The 24,857-nt window shown below is 65.2% G+C and carries 10 protein-coding genes; 6 read left to right on the forward strand and 4 right to left on the reverse strand.

The genetic code is table 11. The features are described from left to right. Positions 1-260: 260 nt before the first annotated feature. Genes dsbG through dsbD form a run of 3 tightly spaced genes read right to left on the reverse strand, consistent with a single transcriptional unit; the run spans position 261 to position 3,569 of the window. Positions 261-1,019, reverse strand: a complete 759-nt coding sequence (dsbG, locus tag FHW75_RS15485) for a thiol:disulfide interchange protein DsbG (RefSeq protein ID WP_183674039.1) — start codon at positions 1,017-1,019, stop codon at positions 261-263. A 1-nt stretch (position 1,020) separates the two neighbouring features. Then, positions 1,021-1,857 (reverse strand): TlpA disulfide reductase family protein, encoded by an 837-nt coding sequence (locus FHW75_RS15490; RefSeq protein ID WP_016711685.1) that lies wholly within the window; start codon positions 1,855-1,857, stop codon positions 1,021-1,023. Continuing rightward, the gene (gene dsbD, locus FHW75_RS15495; RefSeq protein WP_016711684.1) at positions 1,857-3,569 is read right to left on the reverse strand and encodes a protein-disulfide reductase DsbD; all 1,713 of its coding nucleotides are present in this window, start codon (positions 3,567-3,569) and stop codon (positions 1,857-1,859) included. Before dsbD ends, FHW75_RS15490 begins: the two co-directional genes overlap by 1 nt. Positions 3,570-3,788: 219 nt before the next feature. Here dsbD and FHW75_RS15500 point away from each other — a divergent pair, with 219 nt between their 5' ends. The 4 genes from FHW75_RS15500 (at position 3,789) to FHW75_RS15515 (ending at position 7,959) form a co-directional block, all read left to right on the forward strand. Then, positions 3,789-4,370 (forward strand): NTP transferase domain-containing protein, encoded by a 582-nt coding sequence (locus FHW75_RS15500; RefSeq protein WP_025754794.1) that lies wholly within the window; start codon positions 3,789-3,791, stop codon positions 4,368-4,370. Between the two features lie 46 nt (positions 4,371-4,416). Beyond that, positions 4,417-5,100 (forward strand): response regulator transcription factor, encoded by a 684-nt coding sequence (locus FHW75_RS15505; RefSeq protein ID WP_016711682.1) that lies wholly within the window; start codon positions 4,417-4,419, stop codon positions 5,098-5,100. After that, entirely contained in the window at positions 5,097-6,419 is a 1,323-nt protein-coding gene (locus FHW75_RS15510; RefSeq protein ID WP_019096927.1) for an ATP-binding protein, read from the forward strand. The genes FHW75_RS15505 and FHW75_RS15510 overlap by 4 nt, the downstream gene beginning before the upstream one ends. Positions 6,420-6,570: 151 nt before the next feature. Then, on the forward strand, positions 6,571-7,959 hold the full coding sequence (locus tag FHW75_RS15515; protein ID WP_016711680.1) for an aspartate aminotransferase family protein: 1,389 nt from the start codon (positions 6,571-6,573) through the stop codon (positions 7,957-7,959). A 40-nt stretch (positions 7,960-7,999) separates the two neighbouring features. Here FHW75_RS15515 and FHW75_RS15520 read toward each other — a convergent pair whose 3' ends face one another. Beyond that, complete coding sequence (locus FHW75_RS15520; RefSeq protein ID WP_183674041.1) at positions 8,000-8,953, reverse strand: siderophore-interacting protein; 954 nt, start codon at positions 8,951-8,953, stop codon at positions 8,000-8,002. Between the two features lie 184 nt (positions 8,954-9,137). Between FHW75_RS15520 and FHW75_RS15525 the strand changes: the two genes are divergently transcribed. Both FHW75_RS15525 and FHW75_RS15530 read left to right on the forward strand, forming a co-directional pair. Then, on the forward strand, positions 9,138-23,342 hold the full coding sequence (locus tag FHW75_RS15525) for a non-ribosomal peptide synthase/polyketide synthase (protein ID WP_183674043.1): 14,205 nt from the start codon (positions 9,138-9,140) through the stop codon (positions 23,340-23,342). Position 23,343: 1 nt separating this feature from the next. Then, positions 23,344-24,857 (forward strand): condensation domain-containing protein (locus FHW75_RS15530; protein ID WP_260308781.1); only part of this gene is annotated, 1,514 nt, incomplete at its 3' end.

The following is a 24,857-nucleotide window of genomic DNA, read 5'->3' on the forward strand; positions in this document are numbered from 1 at the left end:
CGGCGGAAATCGAGCGCCGCCCGCGCGGCGCATCGCGAGCTACGCTCGCTCCTACGTTTGTTTTTGGCCAGTAACGCCTGTTACAGCCGCGCGCGACCGCCTTGTTTGTACAACGCGATATCGTGCCATGCGCCAAGGCGTTCGCGCGCAGATGCCACAGGAATAACTGGCCCGAAACAAACGTAGGAGCGAGCGTAGCTCGCGATGCGCCGCGCGGGCGGCGCTCGATCTGCGCCCCACTGCAAAACTCAAGACATGCGCTAGCGTTTACCCAGAATTTTGCCCAGCATCTCCGGCCGAGGTGCCCCTTGCTGGCTCTGCAGGTTGCCCTGTTCATCCTGATAGAAAATCGCCGGGGTCGCCTGCAACCCCATCTCTTCCATCAACGCCATGTTCGCCGACAGCTTCTGCTGCACGGCCTCCGGCACCTGTTCCAGTGCCTTCAGCGTGCTGGCCTTGCCGGCTTTTTCATGTTGTTGCAGGGCCTTGGCCGGGTCTTTCGCGGCCAGCAGCGCCGCCGATTTACCCGGGCTGTCTTCGCGGATGATGCCGACCATGATATGGCGCAACTGCACCTTGCCCGACTCCACCCACGGCCGCGCCTGTTCCCAGAACATGTTGCAGTACGGGCAGTTCGGGTCGCTGAACAAATACACCTTGCGTGGCGCATCGGCCTTGCCGTCGGCGATCCAGGCGGTTTTCTCCAGCTTCGCCCACATGGCCTTGCTCATCGGCCCATACACCAGCTTTTCCAGCGGCTCGGCGCTCAGGTCCTTGCCTTGCTCGTCGAACAGGCTGCCAACCAGCACGTGCTTGCCGTCGGGTGTCAGGTACAGGGCCAGGGCGTTGTTCTGGTACTCGGCGGCGTAACCGCGCAGGCCGTTGGGCGCGTCGAAGCTGCCTTTGATCACGGCGCCCTTGGCTTGCAGTTGCTGAACGGCCTTGGGCAGCTCTTCGGCCTGCAAGGCGGGGGCGGCCAGCAGGGCCAGGGACAGGGGCAGCAGTGCAGTCAGTCGCATGTCAGTTTCCTTGTGCGGCAGGGGCGGGCGCGGTGGCCCGGTCGAAAGGCTCCAGGGCGTGGCGCAGGCTGGCCCGGGACAGCTCGCCCAGGTGGCTGCCGACCAGCCGCCCGTCGGCGTCGTAGAACAGGGTGGTGGGCAGGGCCATGGAGCCGACGCGCTGGGCCAGCAGGCCGGTGCCGTCGAACAGCACATGGGTCAGGCTCAGGCCGGTGGTGGCAAGGAAGGTGCTGACGTTTTCCGGGGTTTCGCCCTGGTTGACGAACAGGAAGGTCACATGCGGATAGTCGCTTTGCGCCTGTTGCAGCACCGGCATTTCCCTGCGGCAGGGCGGGCACCAGGTGGCCCAGATGTTGATCACCAGCGGCTTGCCACGGTAGCTGTGCAAGGCGACGGATTGGCCGCCAGCGTTGCGCAGGCTCAGTTCCGGCAGCTCGGTGCCTTTGCTGTACAGGTGCCCGCCCAGGCTGGCCAGGCCCCAGAACAACGCACCACTGAACAGCGCCCAACCCAGCGGGCGACGCAGGCCCGGTTGGCGCCAGCCCTGCCACAGGGCTGCGAGGACGATACCGGCCAGGCCCGACCAGAACAGGAAGCCGCCGTCGCGAATGTCGATGATCTGCAACGGCTCATCGCGGTACATCGGCCAGTAGGCCAGCACGAAGCCTGCGCGGGCAGCCAGCACACCGATCAGGAACAGGTTGAACAGTGCCGACTCGGGGCTTTCGCCGCCACGCCGGGCGACGAACCAGCCGACCACGCTGGCGATCCCCAGGGCGGCGAGCATCAGCAGGTGGTTGAGGGCCATGGTCAGTGGCCCGAGGGTTACGGTCAGCATCAGCCTTGGCTCCTGGTCTGGGCCCAGTGCTGCTGGAACGTGGCGGCGTCCACTTCACCCGTGATGCGCCGCGCGCGGCGTTCGTCGCCTTCCGGGCCGATCCAGATGATGCTGGGCGGACCGGGTACCTGGTAGCGCTGCAGCAAGGCTTTGCTGGCCGGGCTGTCGGCGGTCACGTCCAGGCGCAGCAGGTGCACACCGGCCAGGCCGGCCTGCACGTCGCTGCGGGCGAACACCTGCTTTTCCATGACCTTGCACGACACGCACCAGTCGGCGTAGTAGTCGAGCATCACCCACTGGCCACGGGCCTTTGCCGCATCCAGTTCACGTTGCAGGTCTTCAGGGCGGCTCACCGTCACGAAACGGTCTTCGGCTTGCTGGGCGGCGGCCGGCGTGGCGCCCCCAGCGAACGGGCGCAGGGGTTGCCAGAGGTCGTCGCCGCCGGCTGCTGCGCCTACCAGCAACAGGCCGCCCCACAGGGCGCCCAGCAGTGGCACGGCGCGCAATGCTGGCTGGCGCTGCAAGGCCGGCCAGCTGGCCCAGGCCAGGGCGATCAGCCAGGCGCCACTCAGCGCCAGCAGCAGGGTGGCGGGCAGCAGGCTGCGCAGGGTGTACAGCGCCATGGCCAGGAACACGAAGCCGAACACGCCCTTGACCCGCTCCATCCAGGCGCCCGGACGCGGCAGGTAGCGGTTGCCCAGGGTCACCAGCAACAGCAGCGGTACGCCCATGCCCAGGCCAAGGCTGAACAGCACCAGCGCGCCTTGCAACACGTCGCCGCTCTGGGCGATGTACAGCAGCGCACCGGCCAGTGGCGCGGTCATGCACGGGCCAAGCAGCAGGCCGGACAACGCCCCCAGCAGTGCGGCGCCATACAGGTTGCCGCCACGGGTGCCTTGCCCGGCGCGGTCCAGGCGGTCGCGCAGGGCGGCGGGCAGTTGCAGTTCGAAGGCGCCGAACATTGGCAGGGCCAGCAGCACGAACAACACTGCCAGGCTGCCCAGCAGCCAGGGTTGCTGCAGCCAGGCTTGCAGGCTGGCACCCAGCAGCGCGGCGACCACGCCCAGGGCGGCGTACACCAGCGCCATGCTTAGCACATACACCCCGGCCAGCAGCCAGCCGCGGCGGGCGCTGGCGCCGTTGCCCAGCACCAGCCCGGCCAGAATCGGCAGCATTGGCAGCGAGCAGGGGGTAAAGGCCAGCAGCAGGCCAAGGCCGAAGAACGCCAGCAGGCTCCAGGCCAGGTGGCCCTGTTGCAGGCCGCTGGCCAGTGCCTGGTCGCCGGCTTGCTCGGCGACAGGCGCCACACTGCCACCCAGGTCGATTTGCGTGGTTTGCGGCGGGTAGCACAGGCCGGCGTCGGCACAGCCCTGCCAGCCCAGGCGTAGTTGTCCCTGGGCATTGGCGGGCAGCAGCAGCTCAAGCTGGTCGCGGTATACCGCGCTGTCACCAAAGAACTCGTCATGGTGGTTGAGCGCCGGCGGCAGCTGCGGGTGCTGGTCGGCGGGCAGGCCGTCGAACTTCAGGCGCTTCTGGTACAGGTAGTAGCCCGGCTTGATCTGGAAGTACAGGCGCATCTGGCCGTCGGCCTGGCGGTCGTGGGTGAGCACGAAGGCTTGGTTGACCGGTAGAAAGTCAGGTTTGACGTCGAACGGGTTGGCCTGCAAGGGGCCGGCCAGCAACAGTGTCAGGAAGAGCAGGAAAACGCGCATGTCTTCGCCTTGGCAGATCCAGGAATGGGGCCATGCTGGCTGGAGTCGATTAACTCAAGGTTAACCCCTTTTCAACGGATACGAATTGTGGCCCCCTGTATGTCGGTCTTGAATCTCTGCGATTCGTCGAACTGAAGGCGGAGCAAACGTGCAGCATTGTGAACGACAGGTGGTATGCCGGGCGCTGCAGTGGTTTGGCAAGCGCCAGAAGGTGGCGCTGTGAGTGTGATCGCGCTGGTGTTGGCGGCTGGCAGCAGCACGCGCTTCGGTTCCGACAAGCGCCGGGCGACCCTGGCCGATGGCCGCAGCCTGCTGGCGCACAGTGTGGCGCGGGCCAGGGCGGTGTTCGACGAGGTGCGTGTGGTCTTGCGTGAGGGGGAGCGCGGGGAGGATTTCGGGTTACCTGCCGGTTGCCGGGTAATCGGCAGCCCAGATGCCGCGTCCGGTATGGGGCATAGCCTGGCTGTCGGGGCACGGTCGCTTCACGACAGCCAGGCACAGGCGGTAGCGATTTTGCTGGGTGACATGCCATGGATCGAGCCGGCAACCCTGGGCCGGCTGGTCGGGGCCGCCCATGCGTCCCGTATCGTGCTGCCACGCCATGCAGGGCAGCAGGGGCACCCGGTGATCTTCGGGCGGGATTTCTGGCCGGCGCTGGGGCAACTGCATGGCGATGAAGGGGCACGCTCGGTGGTGCATGCTCACCGGGGTAGCTGTGTGGTGGTCGAGCTGGAAGATGCGGGGGTATTGCTGGATGTCGACACGCCGCAGGGCCTCGCTTGGTTCATAATCCCACCTTAATCCGCCCAAGGTGCAATGCCAGCCATACCACTCCGGGAGCTCCACCATGCACGTTCTGCTCTGCGAGGACGACGACCTGATCGCCGCCGGCATCTGCGCCGGCCTTACTGCCCAGGGCTTGACCGTTGACCGGGTGGGTAACGCCGCCGGTGCGCGGGCGATGCTGCAGGCCGCGCAGTTCGATGTGATGATTCTCGACCTCGGCCTGCCTGACGAAGACGGCTTGAAACTGCTGCGCCGCCTGCGCCAGCAGGGCGAAACACTGCCGGTACTGGTGCTGACTGCCCGTGATGCCGTCACCGACCGCGTCGATGGCCTGCAGGCCGGTGCCGACGACTACCTGCTCAAACCCTTCGACCTGCGCGAGCTGGCCGCTCGTCTGCACACCCTGCTGCGGCGGGTGGCGGGGCGGGCGGTGAATGTGATCGAGCACGGCCCGTTGCGTTACGACCCCAGCAGCTGCGAGGCGACCCTGGCCGGGCGGCCGGTCGACTTGTCCCGCCGGGAGCAGGCCCTGCTCCAGGCATTGCTGCAGAACCCCGGGCGGGTGTTGTCCAGCGAACAACTGAAAGACTGCGTGTATGGCTTTAGCGACGAAGTCGAGAGCAACGCCCTGAACGTGCATATCCACCACCTGCGGCGCAAGCTGGGCAACGGCATCGTCGAGACCGTACGTGGCCTGGGTTACCGCCTGGGCCCGGCGCAGGCGCCGGAAGAGGCCGCATCATGAGCCTGCGGGTACGCCTTAGCCTGATCCTGGGCAGTGCCTTCGTGATCATCTGGGTGCTGGCCGCCGCGTGGATGCTGCGCGACCTGCGCCAGCAGATGATGTTTTCCCTTGACCAGCGCCTGGTGGCGTCGGCGCGTATGGTCGCCGGGCTGATCGACCAGTTGCCGCAGCCGCTCACCGCCAAGGGCGGGGAGGCGCACATTTCTGCCGACCAGTTCAGCGTGCCGGACGGCATGGCCTGCCAGGTCAGCTCGCTGCGTGGCGAGATCCTTGCCAGCAACCACAAGCACGATGGCGCCATGGACGACGAGCGCAGTGGTTTCCGTGACCAGACGATCGACGGTGCACTGTGGCGTACCTTTACCTACAACCATGGTGATGTGCGCATCACCACGGCTGACCGGCACATGGAGCGTGAGGCGCTGAACCAGTCGATTCTGCTGGCGGCTTCGGCACCGGTGCTGATGGCCCTGCTCGGCAGCCTGGGGTTGTTGTGGATTGGCCTGGGCAAAGGCCTGGAGCCGCTCAACCGCATGCGCGATGCGCTACGGCGAAGGCGGGCTGATAGCGTCGAGCCACTGCAGGTGGCAGGCATGCCCAGCGAATTGCAGCCGTTGCTGGAAACCCAGAACCAGCTGTTCCTGCGCATTTCCCAGACCATCGAGCGCGAGCGGCGCCTGACTGACGATGCCGCCCATGAGCTGCGCAGCCCGCTGACCGCGATCAAGACCCACCTGCAAGTGGCGCGCATGACCGACGGCGCCGTGCGCGAGCAGGCGCTGGAGCATGCCGAACAAGGGGCCGACCGCATGCATCGCACGCTGGAGCAGTTGTTGATGCTGGCGCGGGTAGAAGGCAGCCTGTCGTTCGAAGATGGCGTGCAGTGCAGCGCCGAACAGGTGGCCCGGCAGGCGGTGCAGGACGCAGGTGGCGGCGATAACCGGCGCATCGTGGTACGTTTGCCTGAAGAAGCGACGCAGATCTACCTGGGCATGCCGGCCCCCTTGGCGGTGGCCGCACTGCGCAACCTGCTGGACAACGCCTTGCGCCATGGTGGCGACGAGGCAGTAGAGCTGGAGGTGCAGATGGCCGACGGGCAGGTGGGGTTCATGGTGCGCGACCATGGGCCGGGGATTGCCGACGCCGACCTTGAGCACCTGACCGAGCGCTTTTGGCGTAACGGACAGAGTAGTGGGTGCGGATTGGGCTTGGCGATCGTGCAGGCGATCGTGCAGCGGTGTGCGGGTAGCCTGAGGTTCGACAGCCGTAGCGATGGTTTGCGGGTCTTGTTGCAGGTGCCGGCGCGCTCGGCCAGTTGACTTCGCTGCCGGTGTTGGCCCTTTCGCGGCTTTACGCGCGAAAGGGCCAACACCGTTTAAGTAAAATCCAGTAACAACCGCTAAATCCTCCCGGCACTCAAGCGTTTTCCAAGCGATAACCGCTCATTCGCTTGCTTGCGAGGATTCACCCATGTCCACCGCTTCCAGCCTTGCCCAGCTCCCTGTGGCCAACGCGCCGCAGCCTTTGTACGCGTTCACTGATTCGCCTTTGCTGCAACGCCAGCAGCAACAAGAGTCCAACGCCCGCAGCTACCCACGGCGCATTCCGCTGGCACTCAAGCGCGCCCGTGGCATCCATGTGGAAGATGTCGAAGGCCGCCAGTTCATCGATTGCCTGGCCGGCGCAGGCACGTTGGCGTTGGGCCATAACCACCCGGTGGTGGTCGAGGCGATCCAGCGGGTACTGGCCGATGAGTTGCCCCTGCACACCCTGGACCTGACCACGCCGGTCAAGGACCGCTTCGTCCAGGACCTGTTCGGCATCCTGCCCGAGGCGCTACGCCGCGAGGCCAAGGTGCAGTTCTGTGGCCCGACCGGCACCGATGCGGTAGAAGCAGCGCTGAAACTGGTCCGCACGGCCACCGGTCGTAGCACCGTGCTGGCGTTCCAGGGCGCTTACCACGGCATGAGCCTGGGGGCGTTGAGCCTGATGGGCAGCCATGGGCCGAAGCAGCCACTGGGGGCCTTGCTCGGCAATGGGGCGCAGTTCATGCCGTACCCTTACGACTACCGCTGCCCGTTCGGCCTGGGTGGCGAAGCCGGGGTCAAGGCCAACCTGCATTACCTGCAAAACCTGCTGCTCGACCCGGAAAGTGGTGTGCCGTTGCCGGCTGCAGTCATCCTCGAGGTGGTGCAGGGTGAGGGCGGGGTGATTCCGGCCGATATCGAATGGCTCAAGGGCGTGCGCCGCATCACCGAGCAGGCCGGCGTGGCGCTGATCGTCGACGAGATCCAGAGCGGTTTTGCCCGTACCGGGCGCATGTTCGCCTTCGAGCATGCCGGCATCGTGCCGGACGTGGTCACCTTGTCCAAGGCCATTGGCGGCAGCCTGCCGTTGGCGGTGGTGGTGTACCGCGACTGGCTGGACACCTGGAAGCCGGGCGCGCATGCCGGCACATTCCGGGGCAACCAGATGGCCATGGCGGCGGGCTCGGCGGTAATCAACTACCTGGTGGAACACCGCCTGGCCGAGCACGCCGAGGCCATGGGGCTGCGCTTGCGCAGGCACCTGCAGCAGTTGCAGCGTGATTACCCGCAGTTGGGCGACATTCGCGGGCGTGGGTTGATGCTCGGCGTGGAGTTGGTGGACCCGCAGGGCAAGGATGCGCTTGGCCAGCCGCTGGCCAACCGCGATCTGGCGGCCAAGGTGCAGCGAGAGTGCCTGAAGCGCGGGCTGATTCTGGAGCTGGGTGGGCGGCATGGCGCCGTGGTGCGTTTCCTGCCACCGTTGATCATCAGCGGCGAGCAGATCGATGAAGTGGCGCAGCGTTTTGCCGAGGCGTTCATCGCGGCAGTCTGACCGATAGCCGGGGGCGCACGGCGCCCTCGGCTGTCTCACGTCAATCAAAGGTGCGACCGGCCCGCCAATACCCCATCAACGTCAGGCATTCTCGCTGCAATCCACGTTCCTTGATCAGGTACCGGCGTATCTCCATCACCGTCGCCGATTCCCCCGCCACCCAGGCGTGAAACTCGCTGCTGTCGCTACTGGCCTGTTCCCACAGGATGCGTGTATCAATATCCACGTCTTCCAGCTTCGCCCGTGGTGTGGCGTGCCCAAGTGGCAGGCTTGCCAGCTCGCGCAAGGCGTGCTGCATGGCTTGGCCATGTGCGCACCTCAGCCGTTCGCGCGGCAGCCAGCGCAGCGCAGTGGCATCGCCATGGCGCAGGCTCAGGCAATCCGCCTCCAGCGGCACCTCGATGAACGCGTGCACCGCCAGCTCGGGCTGGGTGTCGGCCAGTTGCTCCAGGATGCCGGCAATCGCCGGCAGTGCGGTTTCGTCACCTACCAACAGCACATTGCGCACGCCCTGGGGTGGCTTCCATTCATAACCGCCGGGGTCGCCCTCATAGGCCAGGTTGGGCGCGACTATCTGCAAACGGTCACCCACCTGCGCGTGGGTGGCCCAGGCCGAGGCGGGGCCGTTGACACCATGCAGCACGAAGTCGATATCCACCTCCAGCGCCTCACGGCGCAAGGCACGGATGGTGTAGGTGCGCATCGGCGGGCGCTGGGCCGGTGGCAGCGCGCTGTGCGCGGCCTTCCAGTGCAGGTCGTTGTTCAGGCTGGGCGGTGAGCCGTCGGGGGCGGGAAACAGCAGCTTGACCCGTTGGTCTGGGGCCAGGGTGGTCATTTCAACAACTTCTGGTCCGGTGAATACCAGCCGGGTGAGCGAAGGGCTGAGCGCGATCCGCCGCTTCAGCTGGATATTGAAGATTCGATAGCTGGGGCGTTTGCCGGGGAGCGCTTGAGTGACCCGCTTGCGCAGGTTGTTGGCCAGGGTGGAGAGCATCGCGAGGGCCGCCTTCTGGAGGATGGGTATGACGTTCAGACGAGTCGCCCACCCGGTGATTTAATCGCGCAGCCTGGGCTGCCGGCGGTGGCCGGGGCTTTGGCTAAATCAGCTCGCGGCTGTTTCGTCTTTGAGGGATGACTGGGCCCTGTGGTCCCGCTTCCTATCGCTAAGGACGCATTGCATGAATGCCGAAAACTCGTTGAAACTCGCTCGCCGCTTTATCGAACTGCCGCCGGAAAAACGCCGTTTGTTCCTGGCCGGGCTAAAGGCAGAGGGCGTCGATTTTTCCTTGTTTCCGATCCCTGCCGATGTTGCCTGCGATGACCGCGATGGGTTGTCCTACGCCCAGCGGCGTATGTCGTTTCTCTGGCAGCTGGACCCTCAGAGCGCTGCCTACAATCTACCCATGGCTGTGCGCCTGAAGGGCAAGCTCGACCGCCAGGCCCTGCAGCAAGCGTTCGATCGCCTGGTTGCGCGCCACGAGAGCCTGCGTACGCGCCTGCGTACCCAGGGTGAGCATCTGTACCAGGAGGTCCTCGCTGCCGAGGCCGTTGCCATCGTCGAGCACGACCTCACCGCCCTGGCAGCGGCGCAACGCGAAGCCCGTGTCGCGTCACTGGCCGAAGCCCAAGCGCAGGCACCTTTCAACCTGCTGCAAGGGCCGCTGTTGCGCGTGAACCTGCTGCAACTGGCCACCGACGAGCACGTGCTGCTGCTTACCCTGCACCACATCGTGGCTGATGGCTGGTCGCTGAACGTGCTGATCGACGAGTTCGTGCGTTTGTACGATGCCGCCTGTCAGGGCAGCGAAGCGACCCTGCCGGCGCTGCCCATCCAGTACCGCGACTATGCGCTGTGGCAACGCAGCTGGCTGCAAGCCGGTGAGCAGGAGCGACAGCTGAGCTACTGGCGCGAGAAGCTGGGCGATGATCATGCCGTGCTTGAGCTGCCGCTCGACCATTCCCGTGTCGGCGCACCGAGCCATCGCGGCGCGCGGCGCGAGTTGCAGGTCGACCCAGCGCTTGCCGAGCGTCTCAGGGCGTTGGCCAGTGCCCAGGGGGTTACCCTGTTCATGGTGCTGCTGGCATCGTTCAAGCTGCTGCTGCAACGCTACAGTGGCCAGCGCGCTATCCGCGTCGGCGTTCCGGTCGCCAACCGCCACCGTACTGAAGTAGAAGGCTTGATCGGTTGCTTCATCAACACCCAGGTGCTGCATACCGATATCGACCCGCTCATGGATGTGAGCCAGCTACTTGGCCGGGTCAAAGACACCGCCCTGGGCGCCCAGGCGCACCAGGACCTGCCGTTCGAGCGCCTGGTCGAGGCGCTCGAACTGGATCGCAGCAGCGCGCAAAGCCCGTTGTTCCAGGTGCTGTTCAACCACCAGGCGGCCATTGCCGACGCCGGTCAGGTTCGCCTTGGCAGTGGGCTGACGCTGGAAAAAGTCGCCCTGGACAAGCACAGCGCTCGCTTCGACCTTTCCCTGGACACCTATGAAAGTGCCGGGCGTCTGCACGCGGTGTTCACCTATGCGCTGGATGTCTTCGAAGAAGCCACGATCATCGGTTTCGGCGAGGATTGGCTGCGACTGCTCGATGGGCTGACCCAATCGCCCGCCACTGCGGTCGGCGAACTGCCCTTGGCGACCCAGGCGGTACAGCCGCTGGAGCCGCAAGCTGCCGGGGCGCAAACGCCCGGCCTGTGCGTCCATCACCTGATCGAAACGGCCGCCAACCTCAACCTGCAAGGCCTTGCAGCGAGCGGCGACGCCGGTCGAATCAGCTATGCCACCTTGCAGGCACGCTCGGATGCCCTGGCCCATGCACTGCTGGCGCGTGGCGTACAGCTGGATCAGCGGGTCGGCGTGGTGGCCGACCGGTCCTGCGAGATGCTCATCGGCATCCTGGCCGTGCTCAAGGCCGGTGCCGCCTACCTGCCGCTGGACCCTGACCAGCCTCAGTCGCGCATCGACTTCATGCTTGCCGACAGCGAGGTCAAGTGGGTAGTGGGCCGAGCAGGGCAGATCAGCCTGCCTGAAGGCGTCGCAGCGATTGACGTGGAGGGTGACTACCCGTCTGCGTCGGCGCCCAAGGTGGCGGTCCATGCCGACAACCTTGCCTATGTCATCTACACCTCCGGCACCACCGGCAAGCCCAAGGGCGTCGCGGTCAGCCATGGCGCCTTGGTCAACTACGTGCGCGGCGTCAGCCAACGCCTGCCCATGGACCAGATCGGCAACCTGGCAATGGTCACCACGCCGGCGGCCGACCTTGGCCACACCATGCTGTTCGGTGCACTGTGCTACGGCAAGACCCTGCACATGCTGCCCAAGGAGACCGTGCTCGATGCCCAGGTCTTCGCCGCCTACCTGCAGGCGCATGCCATCGATGCACTGAAGATCGTCCCCTCGCACTTGCAGGCCATGCTCGCCGCAGGCGCCGAAGCCTTGCCACGGCGCTGCCTGGTGGTGGGGGGCGAAGCGTGCACTGCGGCGCTTCTGTGCCGCATCAAGGCCTTGGCGCCCGACCTCGACGTGATCAACCACTATGGTCCCACCGAAACAACGGTCGGCGTCCTTACCCATGCCCTGCAGGATCGCCCGGTGCTCGGCCAGCCGCTGGACAACCTGCGCGCCCATGCGCTGGACAGCTGCCTTCAACCCGTGCCCGGCAAGGCCAGGGGGGAACTCTATATCGCCGGTGCAGGGCTTGCGCGTGGCTACCTGGGCCAGGCGGCGCTGACTGCCGAGCGCTTCGTGCCCGACCCCTGCGGCACCGAGGGTGCGAGGATGTACCGTACCGGCGACTGGGTACGCCTGAACGCTGACGGCGAATGCATTTTTGCCGGGCGCATCGATGGCCAGGTGAAGATTCGCGGCTACCGCGTCGAACTGGCCGAGATCGATGCCTGTCTGCGGCAGTTGCCGGGGATCGAAAGCGCCGTTGTGCGCGTGGTTGGCGAAGACGCCGATCGGCAGCTGGCCGCCTACCTGGTCCCGCAGCACTGGGCTGCGCAGGACGAAGCCCGTCAAGCTGTCGTCGACGGTATCCGGGCCGCGTTGAAGCTCGCCCTGCCCGAGCATCTGGTGCCGCATTACCTGATGCTGCTGGAGCATCTGCCGGTAACCCTCAATGGCAAGGTCGACGTCAAGGCATTGCCTGAGCCGGTCGCCGTCACAGCCCTTTACCGGGCTCCCGAGACCGCACTGCAGATGCAGGTCGCGGCCATTTGGGCCGACGTGTTGCAACAGGCCCAGGTCGGCCTCGACGACAATTTCTTCGCCTTGGGTGGCCATTCGCTGCTGGCCACTCAGGTGGTCTCGCGGATCAGGCAGCAACTGCGCCTGGACGTGGCCTTGCGGGTGCTGTTCGACACTGCCGACCTGTCCGGTTTCGTCGAGGCGCTGCAGGGGCTGGAGCAGGTCGCCGGAGGCGAGATCCAGGTGCTGGACCGGACGTTGCCGCTGCAGGTTTCGCACGCCCAGTATCGCCAGTGGATGTTCTGGAAGCTGCACCCGCAAAGCACTGCCTACAACACCCCCCTGGCCATTCGCTTGCACGGCCAGTTGGACCGGGACGCGTTGCAGGCCGCGTTCGATGCGCTGGTGATGCGCCATGAATCCCTGCGCACGATCTTCGAAGAGCATGACGGCATCCCCCGGCAGCGCATACTGCCCGCAGCGTCGCCGTGCATCGAGTACCATGACCTCAGCACTGCCGACAGCCGGGCGCTGCAGCAGCGCCTACAGGACGAGGCGCTTACGCCCTTCGATCTCGAACAGGGGCCGCTGATTCGGGTCAAGCTGTTCCAGGGTGGCCCGCAGGAGCAGGTGCTGACCGTGCTGTTGCACCACATCGTCTCGGACGGCTGGTCCATGAGCGTCATGGTCCGCGAGCTGGCTGCCGTCTACAACGCCCACACTACCGGCCAGTCGCTCGAACGCCAGGCGTTGGCGGTGCAGTACGCCGATTACGCCGCCTGGCAGCGCGAACGCCTGGCCTCGGGCGAGCTGCAGGCCCAGTTGGCATTCTGGAAAACCACGCTGGAAGACGATTTCGCAGTCCTCGAACTGCCTGCCGACCGTATTCGCCCTCAGGTCCAGAGCTACCGCGGCGGGCGCGTGGATGTGCTCCTGCCTGCCGCGCTCACCGCCGATCTGCAGCGCCTGGCGGTTGCCGCCAATGCCACGCTGTTCCATGTGTTCCTGGCCTCGTTCGCACTGCTGCTGTCGCGCTACAGCGGGCGCGAAACGCTCAACATCGGCATGCCGGTGACCAACCGCAATCGCCTTGAGCTGGAGGGGCTGATCGGTTTCTTCGTCAACACACTGGTCGCTCGCGTGGCGGTCGATCCGTTGCAGTCCTTCAGGCACTTGTTGCTGGCGGTCAAGGAGACCACCCTGCAGGCTCAGGCGAACAAGGACATCCCCTTCGATGTGCTGGTGGAAGCGCTCAAACCCGAGCGGGGGTTGGGCCACAACCCGCTGTTCCAGGTCATGTACAACCACCTGAGCGACCTTGGCGAGCGGGTCTTTGGCGACAGCGTGCAAGGGCTGCGTGTCGAGGAGGTCGACCTGGTCGAGCACACCACGCAGTTCGACCTGTCGCTGGACACCCTCGAACGCAGCGAGGGTGTGATCGCCTCCTTCGGCTATGCATCGGACCTGTTCGACGTCGAGCGTATCGAACGCCTGGCATCGGTCTGGGTCAACCTGCTGGGCGCCCTGGCCAGTAACGCGGCATTGCCGGTGGCCGAGCTGCCTCTGCTTTCGGCTGCCCAGCACAAGCTGGCACTTGAAGCCGTCGACCCGGCCCCCTTGCGTTTCGCCGAAGGCCTCGGCGTGCATCAGCTGTTCGAGGCGCAGGTGCTGCGCGCACCGGAGGCTACGGCGCTGGTCCTCGATGATCAGGCGTTGACGTATCAGGTACTCAACCGCCGCGCCAACCAGCTGGCCCACAAGCTGCGCGAGCTTGGCGTGGGGCCTGAGGTGCGTGTTGGCATCGCCGTGGAACGCAGCCTGGACATGGTGGTATGCCTGCTTGGCATTCTCAAGGCCGGTGGTGCCTATGTGCCGCTCGACCCGCAATACCCGCAGGAGCGCCTGCGTTTCATGGTGCAGGACAGCGGTGTTCACCTGCTCCTGACCCAGCCCCACCTGACACCGATGCTGCCGGTTTCCACAGCGGTGACCTGCCTTGAAATGCAGGCGGATGAGCACTGGCTGGGCAACTACAGTACGGCCAACCCGGTGAGCCTGACCGTCCCCGACAACCTGGCTTATGTGATCTACACCTCCGGGTCCACCGGCAAGCCCAAAGGTGTAGCCGTCGCTCATCGGGCGCTGTCGGTGTTCTGCAGCGTGGCGGCTGACTATTCGCGGCTCGATGCCAGTGATCGGGTGCTGCAGTTCGCCACGGTCAACTTCGACGGCTTTGTCGAGCAGCTCTACCCGGCCTTGTGTTGCGGTGCCCGGGTCGTCATGCGCGGCTCGCAGCTGTGGGACATCGAAACCCTCAAGCAGGCCATCGTCACCCACGGCATCACCGTGGCGGACCTGACCACCGCCTACTGGCGCATGCTGGCGGCGGAAAAGCTGCCCGCCGGTGCCTGCGCGTCGCTGCGTCAGGTGCACGTGGGCGGTGAAGCCATGCCGATGGAAAGCCTTGGCGACTGGTACGCCAGCGGATTGCAGCAGGCACGTCTGCTCAATACCTATGGGCCTACCGAAGCGACGGTGGTAACCACCGTGCAGGACTGTGCAGGTTTGCAGCCTGGTGCCGCTGGCAAGGCCATCGTGCCGATCGGGCGGGCGGTGGGCGGCAGGGTGACCTATGTCTGTGACGATGGCCTTGTCCTGGCCCCGGCCGGTTGGGTGAACGAACTGCTGATCGGTGGTCGCGGCTGTCTCGCCCGTGGCTATTTCAACCGCCCTGCGCTGACCGCCGAGCGCTTCATTCCCGACCCGTTCGACCCGGTCGGCGGCGGCCGTCTGTACCGTACCGGCGATCTGGCAAGCGCCCGTGTCGAGGGTGTTCTCGACTATGTCGGTCGCATCGACCATCAAGTCAAGATTCGCGGCCTGCGCATCGAACTGGGCGAGATCGAAGCGCGACTGCAAGAGCATGCCAGGGTGCGTGAAGCACAGGTCATCGACATCGACGGGCCCACCGGCAAGCAACTGGTCGCCTATCTGGTGATCGAGGGCGGTGTTGAACCGCAGGATGCGCTGCGTGAAAACCTGGCAAGCCACCTCAAGGCTGCATTGCCGGACTACATGGTTCCGGCGCACCTGATGTTCCTCGGCCAATTGCCGCTGACGCCGAACGGCAAGCTGGACCGCAAGGCGCTGCCAAGGCCCGACCTGAGCCTCGAACAGCCAGCCTATGTGCCCGCTCGCAGCGAACGTGAAAAACAGATTGCAGCCATCTGGGCCCAGGTACTCAAGGTTGAACGCATCGGCCTGACCGACCATTTCTTCGAACTGGGCGGGCATTCGTTGCTGGCTACCCAGGTCACCTCGCGCATTCGCCAGGCCCTGGGCCTGGAAATACCCCTGCGCACGCTTTTCGAAGCCCCGGTGCTGGCTGATTTCGTCGCCTTGACAGGGCAGGGCACGCACGCGGCTGCCCTGGCGTTGCAGCCGGTCGACCGCACCCAGCCGTTGGCCTTGTCTTATGCCCAGCAGCGGCAGTGGTTCTTCTGGCAGATGGCCCCTGAAAGTACCGCCTACAACATGGCCACGGTCTTGCGACTGCGCGGTGAGCTGGATGTCGAGGCACTGCGCCTGAGTTTCGAAGCGCTGATCGCGCGGCACGAGACCCTGCGTACCACCTTCCGCCAGGCCGGTGACCAAGCCCTGCAGGTGATCCACCCGGCGCAGCCGTTCAGCTTGGCCTGCGAAGGGGTCGAACCGTGCGAGGGAGACGAACAGGCCGCGCTGCTCAAGCGCCTGGTCGAGGCAGAGACGCAACGTCCCTTCGATTTGGAGCACGGGCCGTTGCTGCGCGTGAAACTGTTGCGGGTGACCGAGGATGACCATGTCCTGGTACTGACCTTGCACCATATCGTCTCCGATGGCTGGTCGATGCCGGTGATGGTCGATGAGCTGGTGCAGCTGTACCAAGGGCGGCGCAACGGGCAGGCGGCGCAGTTGCCTGCGCTGCCTGTCCAGTACGCCGACTACGCCGTATGGCAGCGGCAGTGGATGGAAGCCGGTGAGCGTGAGCGCCAGTTGGCCTACTGGAAGGCCCAACTGGGGGACCGGCAGCCGGTACTCGAACTGCCCGGCGATCGCCCGCGCCCGGCTAACCAGGACTTCGCCGGCGCCAGTTTCGCCATCGACCTGGACCGCGACCTCGTGCACGCGCTCAAGGCATTGGCCCAGCAGCAGGGCGTCAGCCTGTTCATGCTGCTGTTGGCCAGCTTCCAGACCCTGTTGCACCGCTATTCGGGGCAGGACGACATTCGCGTCGGCGTGCCGATCGCTAACCGTAACCGCCTGGAAACCGAACGCCTGATCGGCTTCTTCGTCAATACCCAGGTGCTCAAGGCCGAGTTCGACCTGCACACCACCTTCAGCCAGCTGCTTGAGCAAACGCGTCAGACGGCCCTGGCGGCCCAGGCTCATCAGGATCTGCCGTTCGAGCAGTTGGTCGAGGCGCTGCACCCTGAGCGCAGTCTGAGCCACAGCCCGCTGTTCCAGGCGCTCTACAATCACCAGACCGAACAGCGGGGGCAGGCGCGCAGCCTGCCCGGGCTGGAAGTTCAAGGCATGGCCTGGGAGCGCTATACCGCACAGTTCGACCTCACCCTTGATACCTTCGAGCATGCCGAGGGGCTGGGCGCCTCGCTGGTCTACGCCACGTCGCTGTTCGACCGCCCGCGCATCGAGGCGCTGGCGCAGCATTGGTGCAACCTGCTGGCCGACATCGTGCGTCAGCCCCATCAGCGTGTCGCCGAGCTGGCGATGCTGGGCAGCCAGGAGCGTGAACAACTGTTGGCAAGGTGGGACCAGACTGGCGACGACCATCCGGACGACCGTTTCGTCCATCAACTGTTCGCAGACCAGGTTGCCCGCACGCCCGAAGCCATCGCAATCCGCTTCGACGATCAACGCCTGAGCTACCGCCAACTCGATGCGCAGGCCAATCGCCTGGCGCACCGCTTGATCGAGCAAGGGGTCGGCCCGGAGGTCAGGGTGGTCATCGCCATGCGCCGCTCCACCGACATCATGGTGGCGTTCATGGCAGTGCTCAAGGCAGGTGGCGTGTATGTGCCGCTGGACATCGCCTATCCGCAGGACCGCCTGCGCTACATGATGCAGGACTGTGCTGCGGCCTTGGTGCTGACGCAGAGCGATGTGCTGGGCACGCTGCCGATCCCCCACGGGTTGCCGACGCTGTCGGTGGACCTGCCGGCCGCCTGGCAGCAAGGCCCGGACACGGCGCCCGAGGTGGCGCTGTCAAAGCACAACCTTGCCTATGTGATCTACACCTCGGGCTCGACCGGCATGCCCAAGGGTGTCGCAGTGGCGCACGGGCCTCTGGCCTCGCACATTCTGGCCAACGGTGAACGCTATGAAACCGGCCCGCAGGATTGCGAGTTGCACTTCATGTCCTTCGCCTTCGATGGCGCCCATGAGGCCTGGATGCACCTGCTGATCAACGGCGCCAGTGTGCTGGTGCGTGACGACAGCCTGTGGCTGCCCGAGCAGGCCTACGCCGAGATGCACCGGCATGGCGTGACCATTGCCGTGTTCCCGCCGGTCTATCTGCAACAGCTGGCCGAGCATGCCCTGCGCGTGGGCAACCCACCACCGGTGCGAATCTACTGCTTCGGTGGTGATGCCGTACCGCAAGCCGGATACGAGCTGGCCTGGCAGGCCCTGCGCCCGCAATACATCTTCAACGGCTACGGGCCGACCGAAACCGTGGTCACACCGTTGCTCTGGAGCGCATCGCCAGGCGATACCTGCGGCGCGGCCTACGCGCCTATCGGCCGCCTGGTCGGGCGCCGCCGCAGTTATGTCCTCGACGCAAGCCTCAACCTGGTGCCGTTGGGGCACAGTGGCGAACTGTTCCTCGGCGGGCTCTGCCTGGCGCGTGGCTATCTCGACCGGCCAAGCCTGACCGCCGAGCGCTTCGTCCCCGACCCGTTCGCCGCGAACGGCGAGCGCGTCTACCGCAGTGGTGACCTGACTCGCACCCGCGCCGACGGTCTGGTTGACTACCTGGGGCGCATCGACCACCAGGTCAAGATCCGCGGTTTCCGTATCGAGCTTGGCGAGATCGAGGCGCGGTTGCAGGATCACCCGGCGGTGCGCGAAAGTGTGGTCATCGACATCCAGGGGCCAGGCGGCAAGCAGCTTGCCGCGTATCTGGTCAGTGCGGATGTGCAGCTCGACGACCTGCCGGGGCAGAGCCTGCTGCGCAGCGAACTGCGCGATCACCTCAAGGCGACCTTGCCGGACTACATGGTGCCCACGCACCTGGTGTTCCTCGACAAGTTACCGCTCACGCCCAATGGCAAGCTGGACCGCAAGGGCCTGCCAGCGCCTGACGTCACTCAGCTGCAGCAGGTGTACGTGGCACCTCGAAACGCGCTGGAGCAGACCATCGCCGGGATCTGGGCGGATGTTCTGAAAGTCGACAAGGTGGGGCTGTCCGACAACTTCTTCGAACTGGGTGGCGACTCCATCATTTCGATCCAGGTGGTCAGCCGCGCGCGCCAGGCGGGTATCCGCTTCACCCCCAAAGAGCTGTTCCAGCACCAGACCGTCCAAGGGCTGGCCTCGGTCGCCAGGCAAGGGGACGAAGGCGGATTGCTGATCGAGCAGAAGGCTGCCACTGGCCAGACCCTGCTGCTGCCGATCCAGCAATCGTTCTTCGAGCAGGACATTGCCCAGCGCCACCACTGGAACCAGGCGCTGTTGCTCAAGGCAGGTCAGGCGCTCGACAGCCAGGCACTGGAGCAAGCGCTTCAGGCTTTGGTGATCCACCATGACGCGCTGCGCCTGCGCTTCGATTGTGCAGAGGGTCAATGGACGGCTCGTTACGGTTCGCCAGCGCCACAGCAAGGTCTGCTGTGGCAGGCTACTGTGGCGGATGCCGAGGCGCTTGAAGCGTTGTGCAATGACGTTCAGGGTAGCCTTGATCTGCAGCGTGGCCCGTTGCTGCGGGCATTGCTGGCAACCCTCGCGGATGGCAGCCAGCGCGTGTTGCTGGCGATCCATCACCTGGTGGTGGACGGGGTGTCCTGGCGGGTGCTGTTGGAAGACCTGCAAACCGCCTACCACCAGTTGCACGCCGGCAAGCCACTCGACCTGCCTGCCAAGACCAGCTCGACCCAGGCGTGGGCTGCGCACTTGCAGCGCTACGCACGCAGCGAAACGCTGCAGGCGCAGCTGGCTTACTGGCAGGCGCAACTCGGCCAGGCTGATGCAGACCTGCCTTGCGACAACCCGGGTTGCTCGTTGCATGGCATGCATGTCGGCACCGCCCGCACCCGTCTTGACTCGGCCAGTACCCGGCAACTGCTGCAACAGGCACCTGCTGCCTACCGTACGCAGGTCAACGACCTGCTGCTGACCGCACTGGCCCGCGTCATCGCACGCTGGACCCAGCGCAGCGACGTGCTCGTGCAACTGGAGGGGCATGGCCGCGAAGAATTGTTCGATACCGTTGACCTGACGCGGACCGTGGGCTGGTTCACCAGCGTGTTCCCGGTGCGGCTGAGCCCGGAGCAGACGCTTGATGCGTCGATCAAGCGGATCAAGGAACAGCTGCGGTCGATCCCCGACAAAGGCCTGGGCTACGGTGCCCTGCGCTACCTGGGCGATGAGCAGGCCCGCGCGGCGCTTGCGCAGTTGCCGAACCCACACATCACCTTCAACTACCTGGGGCAGTTCGACGGCAGCTTCGCGCCAGGTTCGGACGCCGATGCGTCGGCGTTCCTGGTGCCCGCTGGCGAAAGCGCCGGCGCCAGCCAGAGCAGCGAAGCGCCGCTGGACAATTGGTTGTCGATCAATGGCCAGGTCTATGCCGGTGAGCTGAACCTTGAGTGGACCTTCAGCCGTGACATGTTCAACGTTGACACGGTGCAGCGCCTGGCCGACCAGTTCGCTGCCGAGCTCAAGGCGATTGTCGAGCATTGCCTGGCGGATGCCCACGCAGGTTTGACGCCTTCGGATGTTCCGCTGGCCGGGCTGACCCAGGCCCAACTGGACAGCCTGCCTGTTCCGGCGGCGCTGATCGAAGACCTCTATCCCCTTGCGCCCATGCAGCAGGGCATGCTGTTCCACAGCCTGTTCGAGCAAGGCGGGGGGCATTACATCAACCAGATGCGCGTTGACGTCAAAGGGCTCGACGTACCACGCTTCAGGCTCGCCTGGCAGGCCGCTGTCGATCGCCATGAGGTGCTCAGGGCCAACTTCGTGACCTGCTTCCAGCACCCGCTGCAGGTCATTCGCAGGCAGCTCGAATTGCCGTTCACGTACCTGGACTGGGCCGGCATCGCCGAGCAGGGTGCGGCCGTGGACAGCTGGGCCGAAGCCGATCTGCGCAAGGGCTTCGACCTGCAGCATGACCCCCTGCTGCGCCTGGCGGTTATCCGCACCAGCGAAGCATCGTGCCATCTGGTTTTCACCAGTCATCACATTCTGATGGATGGCTGGAGCAATGCGCAGTTGCTCGCTGAGGTGCTCCAGGCTTATGCCGGGGTGCCGAACGGTGGGGTGACGGGCCGCTATCGCGATTACATCGAATGGCTGCAGCGCCAGGATGCCGGGCAAGCTCAGGCCTTCTGGCAGCAGCAGTTGCATGACCTGAACGAGCCTACGCGCCTGGCACTGGCCATCCGTCAGGACAAGGCCCGCCTGGGTACCGGCTACGGTGAACACCAGCAGCGTTTGAGCGAGCAGCAGACGCAGGCGCTGGCTGCCTTTGCCCGGCAGCAGCGGGTGACCGTCAATACCTTGGTGCAAGCGGCTTGGCTGCTGCTTCTGCAGCGTTACACCGGGCAATCGTGCGTGAGCTTCGGCGCGACGGTATCCGGTCGCCCGGCGGAGCTGCGCGGTGTCGAGCAACAGCTGGGGCTGTTCATCAACACGCTGCCGGTGGTCGCCAACCCGCTTCCGCAGCAGCGGGTGGCGCAATGGGTGCAGCAACTGCAGGTGCAGAACCTGGCGCTGCGCGAATACGAGCACAGCCCCTTGTACGATATCCAGCGCTGGGCCGGATCGGGTGGGGAAGGGCTGTTCGATACCTTGCTGGTGTTCGAGAACTACCCGGTCGGCGATGCCCTGCAGCAGGGCGCACCCGCCGGGCTCGTGTTCGGCAACGTGCGCGGGCATGAACAGTCGAGCGTGCCGCTGACCTTGGCGATTGGCGCAGGTACGCACCTGTCGGTGCACTACAGCTACGACCGCCAGTGTTTCACGCAAGAAAGCATCGCGCAGATCGCCCGCCACTTCGGCACGCTGTTGCAGGCGCTGGTCAGTGGCGCAGATCAGAGGCTGGGTGACCTGGCAATGACGACAGAGGACGAGGACCTGCAAGACCTCGCTCATCGACACGGTGATGCCTTGTCGCTTTCGGACGCGCCTTGTGTGCACCTGTTGATCGAAGCGCAGGCCGCTCGCACGCCGAACGCCACCGCGCTGATTTTCGGCGACCAGCACCTGACCTATCAGCAGCTCAACCGGCGTGCCAGCCAGTTGGCGCACCACCTTCGCGAACGCGGGGTGGGCCCGGATGTGCTGGTAGGGGTCGCACTCGAGCGCGGCCTGGAGATGGTGATCGGTCTGCTTGCCATCTTGAAGGCAGGCGGTGCGTATGTGCCGCTGGACCCTCTCTACCCCCGTGATCGCCTGGCTTACATGATGCAGGACAGTCAGGCTCGTCTGTTGCTGTCCCAGGCTTCGCTGGCGGATCGCCTGCCGCAGGGCGGGACGGCCGAAGTCTTGCTGCTTGACCGGTTGCAGCTGCGAGACGACGCTGATGGGAATCTGGACAATGTCACCGCGCCGGGCAACCTGGCACTGAGCATCTACACCTCGGGATCCACGGGGTTGCCCAAAGGTGTGCTGATCGAGCACCGCAATGTCACGGCGCTGATCGGCTGGGCGCGCACGGTCTACACCACGCAGGACCTGCAAGGCGTGCTGGCATCGACGTCCATCTGTTTCGACCTGTCGGTATGGGAGCTGTTTGTCACGCTGGCTGCGGGTGGCTACGCGGTGCTCGCGCAGAATGCGCTGGAACTGCCCTACCTGGCGGCGCGAGAACGCGTACGCCTGGTCAACACCGTGCCCTCGGCCATCAAGGCACTGCTCGACGCCGGTTCGTTGCCTGCGAGCGTGCGCATTGTCAACCTGGCAGGCGAACCCTTGCGGCAGCCAGTGGTGGACAGGCTCTATGCGCTGGGCCATGTGGAGCATGTCTACGACCTGTACGGCCCGTCCGAAGACACCACCTATTCCACCTGGACCCGCCGTGAGTCCGGTGGGCGAGCCAATATTGGCCGGCCTATCGCGAACACGACAGCGTATACGCTGGACATCAATGGCAAATCCATGCCGTCCGGGGTTGCGGGCGAGCTCTGCCTTACCGGTGCCGGTCTTGCCCGGGGCTACCTGGGGCGTCCGGCACTGACCGCGGAGAAATTCCTGCCCGATCCTTTCGATACTTCCGAGCATGGCGGAGGCCGTCTGTACCGGACAGGTGATCTGGCGTCCTATCGCAACGACGGCATGATCGAGTACATCGGGCGTATCGATCATCAGGTGAAGATCCGTGGCTTCCGCATCGAGCTGGGCGAGATCGAACTCAAGCTGCTTGCGCATCCCGCCATTCGCGAAGCGGTGGTGATCGATAGCGAAGGCCCGGGTGGGCGGCAACTGGTCGCGTACCTTGTGGCTGATGCGTGCATGCAGGCGCTTCGCGACACCCTGCGTGAGTACCTGAAGGCCATGCTCCCGGAATACATGGTCCCGGCGCACTTCGTCGCGCTGGACGCTCTGCCACTGACCCCCAATGGCAAGTTGGACCGCAAAGCCCTGCCTGCACCGGACGCAAACACGCTTCAGCAAGGTTTCGTGGCGCCTTGCGGCGAACTTGAAGCGCAGGTGGCAGCGATCTGGGCCGATGTGCTGAAGCTTGAAAGGGTCGGCATGAACGACAACTTCTTCGAGCTGGGCGGGCATTCGCTGCTGGCAGTCCAGGCGACCCAGCGCGTGCAGTTGCTGCTGGGGCTGGAGGTGCCGCTTTCGGCCCTGTTCGGTGCCGGGCGACTTGCGGACTACGTGGCGACGATGGCTGAGCTGGCGCCTGCCAGCGCAGCGGATGTCGATGAGTTGAGTGATTTCCTGGCAGAACTGGAGAGTGTTTGAAATGACGGCCCAGAACATCGAGCTGGTTAAACGGTTCCTGCATCTGCCACTGGAGCAGCGTAAGCAATTCTTTGAAAAGATGCAGTCCAAGGGCATGAGCTTCGCTCGGCTGCCGATCCCGCGGATACGGGACCAATGGGGGCCCATCGGGTTGTCGTATGCCCAGCAGCGCCAGTGGTTCCTTTGGCAGTTCGAGCCCGAAAGCGCGGCCTACAACATCAGCATGGCCCTGCGTTTCAGGGGCGCATTGGACCCCGCGCTTCTGCAACGTAGCCTTGAAGACCTGGTGCACCGCCACGAAAGCCTGCGCACCGCTTTTGCCCAGGACGGCGACCAGCCTGTGCAGGTCATTGAACCGAGTGTGCGGGTGGAAATTGTACGGGAGCCCTTTGCAGCGGCACCAGACGCTGATTTTGCCGAGCGCCTTGAACGTCGCATCGAAGAAGAGGCCGGCCAGCCTTTCGACCTGGGGCAGGCGCCCCTGTGGCGGGTAAGGCTGCTGCAGGTGAACGAGGCCGACCATGTGCTGATCCTGGTCATGCACCATATCGTCTCCGATGGCTGGTCGATGCCGATACTGCTGGACGAGTGGATCCGCAGCTACGAGGGGCATCGCCTTGGCCAGCCGGCGTCGTTGCCGGAACTGCCGATCCAGTATGCCGACTATGCCATCTGGCAACGCCGGTGCATGGAAGCGGGCGAGCTGGCGCGTCAGCTGGCGTACTGGGAGGCCGAGCTGGGGGGGGAGCAGCCGGTGCTGGAACTGCCGATCGACCGTCCTCGCCCGGCGGTGCAGAGCCGGGCAGGTGCAAGCCTGGATATCAGCCTGGACGACACACTGTGTGCCGGCCTCAAGCAGCTGGCGCGTGATCGGGGCGTGACAGTGTTCATGCTCCTGCTGGCCAGCTACCAGACCTTGCTGCACCGCTACAGCGGGCAGAACGATATCCGTGTCGGCATACCCACGGCCAACCGCAATCGAATGGAGACCGAAGGCCTGATCGGCTTTTTCGTCAACACCCAGGTACTCAAGGCGGACTTCGACCTGGGGATGACCTTCACTGAACTGCTTGAGCAGACTCAGCGACGCGTCTCGGGTGCCCAGGCCCATCAGGACCTGCCGTTCGAGCAGCTGGTCGAAGCCTTGCAGCCAGAGCGCAGCCTCAGCCATAGCCCGTTGTTCCAGGTCATGTTCAACCACCAGACCGAAGCGCGCGGGCAGGGGCGGCAGCTGCCTGGCTTGGCTGTCGAGACGCTGAACTGGGAACGCGGGACCGCGCAGTTCGACCTGACGCTGGAGACCGTGGAGCACGAGGCAGGGATCGCGGTGTCGCTGACCTACGCAACCGCGCTGTTCGACGAAGCCACCATTGCCCAGCTCGCCGGGCACTGGCAGGGCCTGTTGGCCGCCATCGTCGCCCAGCCGCAGCAGCGCATCGCCGAGCTGCCGCTGTTGAATGCCGCGCAGCAGCAACAGGTGGTCTACGACTGGAACCGCACCCACGCCGACTACCC

Origin of the sequence: Pseudomonas sp. OG7 (assembly GCF_014192825.1) — a bacterium.
GTDB lineage: Bacteria > Pseudomonadota > Gammaproteobacteria > Pseudomonadales > Pseudomonadaceae > Aquipseudomonas > Aquipseudomonas monteilii.